The organism is Elioraea sp. (assembly GCF_022842375.1).
In the GTDB taxonomy this organism is placed as follows: domain Bacteria; phylum Pseudomonadota; class Alphaproteobacteria; order Acetobacterales; family Acetobacteraceae; genus Elioraea_A.
This window is the reverse complement of sequence record NZ_JALHPR010000075.1, coordinates 1-2,973: the sequence shown is the minus strand read 5'-3', so window position 1 is coordinate 2,973 and position 2,973 is coordinate 1. Positions and strand designations below refer to the sequence as shown.

The 2,973-nt window shown below is 66.7% G+C and carries 4 protein-coding genes; 3 read left to right on the top strand and 1 reads right to left on the bottom strand.

The features are described 5' to 3' along the window. A partial coding sequence (locus tag Q0C38_RS23290; protein WP_366937305.1) for a TfoX/Sxy family protein occupies window positions 1-167 on the bottom strand: 167 nt, incomplete at its 3' end. A 216-nt stretch (window positions 168-383) separates the two neighbouring features. Between Q0C38_RS23290 and Q0C38_RS23190 the strand changes: the two genes are divergently transcribed. The 3 genes from Q0C38_RS23190 to Q0C38_RS23180 all read left to right on the top strand — a co-directional run. Then, a complete protein-coding gene (locus Q0C38_RS23190; protein ID WP_291299508.1) occupies window positions 384-1,217 on the top strand; it encodes a tripartite tricarboxylate transporter substrate binding protein in 834 nt (277 codons plus the stop codon). An 84-nt stretch (window positions 1,218-1,301) separates the two neighbouring features. Next, the gene (locus tag Q0C38_RS23185) at window positions 1,302-2,069 is read left to right on the top strand and encodes a hypothetical protein (protein WP_291299507.1); all 768 of its coding nucleotides are present in this window, start codon (window positions 1,302-1,304) and stop codon (window positions 2,067-2,069) included. An 89-nt stretch (window positions 2,070-2,158) separates the two neighbouring features. Continuing rightward, window positions 2,159-2,973 (top strand): serine hydrolase (locus Q0C38_RS23180; RefSeq protein WP_291299506.1); only part of this gene is annotated, 815 nt, incomplete at its 3' end.

The window sequence follows — 2,973 nt, the reverse complement described above, 5'->3', positions numbered from 1 at the left end:
CGGTTTTTGTCGTCCAGCCGGAGGTAGAGCATGTTGTCCGCGACCATCCCGAACATCACCCCGTCGCAGAACACGCCGGCCTTGCCGAACATGCGCCGCACCGTGACACGGCCGAGCGGCGCCAGCTGCTCGCGCAGGAACTCGGCAAAGCTGTCGCTGGCCGCCATTTCCACCCTCCCGGCGCGCACAGGATAGCGCAGGCGAGGCTTCGCCCGTAAGCTCGACCCGAAGAGAGCGGGAGGTACGCAAGAATGTATCGGCGTTCGTTGATCGGGTCCGCGGCATCGGCCGCCCTGCTGCCGGGCATCGGCCGCGCGCAATCGTTTCCCTCCAAGCAGCTCCGCCTGCTGGTCGGCTTCGCCGCGGGCGGCGGCGGCGACATCGTGGCCCGCGTGCTGGCGGCGGAGCTGACCAAGAATGCCGGCCTGTCGATCCTGGTCGACAACAAGCCCGGCGCCGGCGGCAACATCGCCACCCGCGAGATGCTGCGCGCGCCGCCCGACGGCCACACCGTCCTGCTGGCCACGCTGGGCATGCTGACGGTCAACCCCTATGCGATGAAAGACGCCGGCTACGATCCGCGGACCGACATCGTGCCGGTGTGCCTCGCGGTCGATTTCTCCAACGTGGTCGTCGTTCACCCCGGCGTGCCGGCCAGGACGCTCGCCGAATATCTGGAACTCGCCAAGCGGCCGGAGGGCATGGACTACGGCACCGCTGGTGTCGGCAGCGCGGGCCACCTCGCTGGCGAACTCCTGAAGGCGCGAAGCGGCGCGCGGCTGAACCACGTGCCGTTCCGCGGCGGAGCGCCGGCGATGAACGATCTGCTGGCGGGCCACATACCGTCGCTGATCGCGAGCGCCCCCACCGCCACCGCCTTCATGCGCGAGGGCCGTATCCGCGCGCTCGCCGTCACCGGGGCGAAGCGCTCGCCTTTCGATCCCGAGATCCCGACCATCGCCGAACTGGGGTTCCCGGGCTATGCCGCCACCAACTGGTATTGCCTCGTGGTGTCGTCGAAAGTGTCGCCCGAGAACGTGGCCACGCTCACCACCCTGATGAACAAGGCGCTGAAGGCACCGGATGTGCAGGCGGCCTACGGCAAGCACGGCATGGAGACGCTGGCGGGCACGGCGGCCGAAGCCGCCACCCAGATCGCGCGTGAAACCGACATCTGGAAGAAGGTCATCGCCGACGCCGGCATCCGCCTCGATTGAGCGGACGCCGCTCGAAGAGAGTAGAGCTACACCATGGGTCAGTGTGGTTGGCCCGTGCGGTCGGTACGTGTGGTATGAGGTCCGATGATCGGTAGCTCTTATCTGTATATCTCCTTGGTCGCCTTTGTTGCGATGTTCGGGGGCTCCCTGATCGGCATCTTCATTGCGCGGTCCCTGCCGGAACATCACCTGAGCGACGGGTCGGCCACGGCGGTCAAGCTGTCGGCTGGTATCGTGGTGTCGCTGACGTCCCTGGTCCTTGCCCTGATGTTGTCGTCGGCGAACAGTTCCTTCTCGGCCAATACCGGCATCGTGAAGAAACTCAGTTCCGACCTCATCAATCTCGATCACCTGCTGCGGATTTACGGGCCGGAAGCGAACGGGGCGCGGGCGGCGCTCCGTGCCTATGCGGCCAAGAAACACGAGGAGTTGTTCCCGGCGTCGGCGCCGTCGACCGCCAATCGGGAGACCGCCGATCTTCTCGACGTTCTTCTCGAGGCCACCCTGGCGCTATCGCCCACAGACCGGCGGCATCCCGCGCTGCACGCGCAGGCGCTGGCCATCACCGCCAACATCTACGCCGAACGATGGCTGCTGTGGGAGAATCCCGGCACCACGGTTCCCGTGGAGTTTCTCTTCGTGCTGATCTTCTGGCTCTCCCTCATCTTCATCAGCTTCGGGTTGTTCGCGCCCGTCAACGCCACTGTGATCACGAGCTTCTTCGTCTCCGCGTTCGCGGTAACGGGGGCCGTTCTCATGCTTCTCGAGTTGGGCGATCCCATGCACCACGGCCTGCTTCACGTCTCGAGCGAGCCTCTGCGGCGCGCGCTGCTCGAGATTGGGCGTCCCTAGAAAGAGCCGGTATTTCAGGGTCATGGCAGCCCGGGCCGTGAAGCCTGGGCGGATTTGAGATAGGCTTCCCGGCGGGGGGAAGTCTCCGGATGCCCAACGCAAATCTTCGGTGGAGCCTGGTCGCCGCACTTCTGGTCTGTTGCAGCGGGGTATCCGCCCGCGCGGCACCGGACGAGGAACTTCTCGGCAAGTCCCTTGGCTATCCTGTGGGCACGCGGACAACGTGGTTCAGCGACGAGCGGGTGCGCGTCGGCTCGTTCAGCCATCTCGACAGCATCCTGCCGCATCGGCGGTTGCCGCGCGCCGACAGGCCGCGCGAACTGCCCGCCGCCGCCACGCCGCCCGCCTTCACCTATCAGGGCGGCCGCACGATCGACGACTTCCTCGCCAGGCGGCGCGTCACCGGCCTGATGGTGATCAAGGACGGCGTGGTGCAGCTCGAACGCTATCAGTACGACCGCACGCCGGCGCAGCGCCTGTTGTCGAATTCGATGGCCAAGTCGATAACCTCCATCGCCGTCGGCTTCGCGCTGCAGGAGGGCCGCATCCGCTCGCTCGACGACCATGCCGCGGTCTATGCGCCGGAGCTCAGCGGTTCGGCCTACGGCGAGACGCCGATCCGGGCGCTGTTGCGCATGGGCTCCGGCGTCCAGTTCAGCGAGAAGTACGACGGCCGTGACGATCTGTCGAAGTACGTGAGGCGGCAGTTCAGCGACGGCACCATCGCGGCGCTCCGTTCCTTCGAGGCCCGCGATACGCCGGCGGGCCAACGCTTCCAGTACGCCTCCGTCGAGACCATCGTGCTGGGCCTCGTGGTCAAGGGAGCGACGGGGCAGGGACTGTCGGCCTATGTCGCCGAGCGGCTATGGCAGCCCATGGGTGCCGAGGCCGACGCTACCTGGAC

Coding starts and splice junctions, on each gene's coding strand:
- Q0C38_RS23185 (WP_291299507.1), top strand. CDS start 1,302: ATGATCGGTAGCTCTTATCTGTATATCTCCTTGGTCGCCTTTGTTGCG.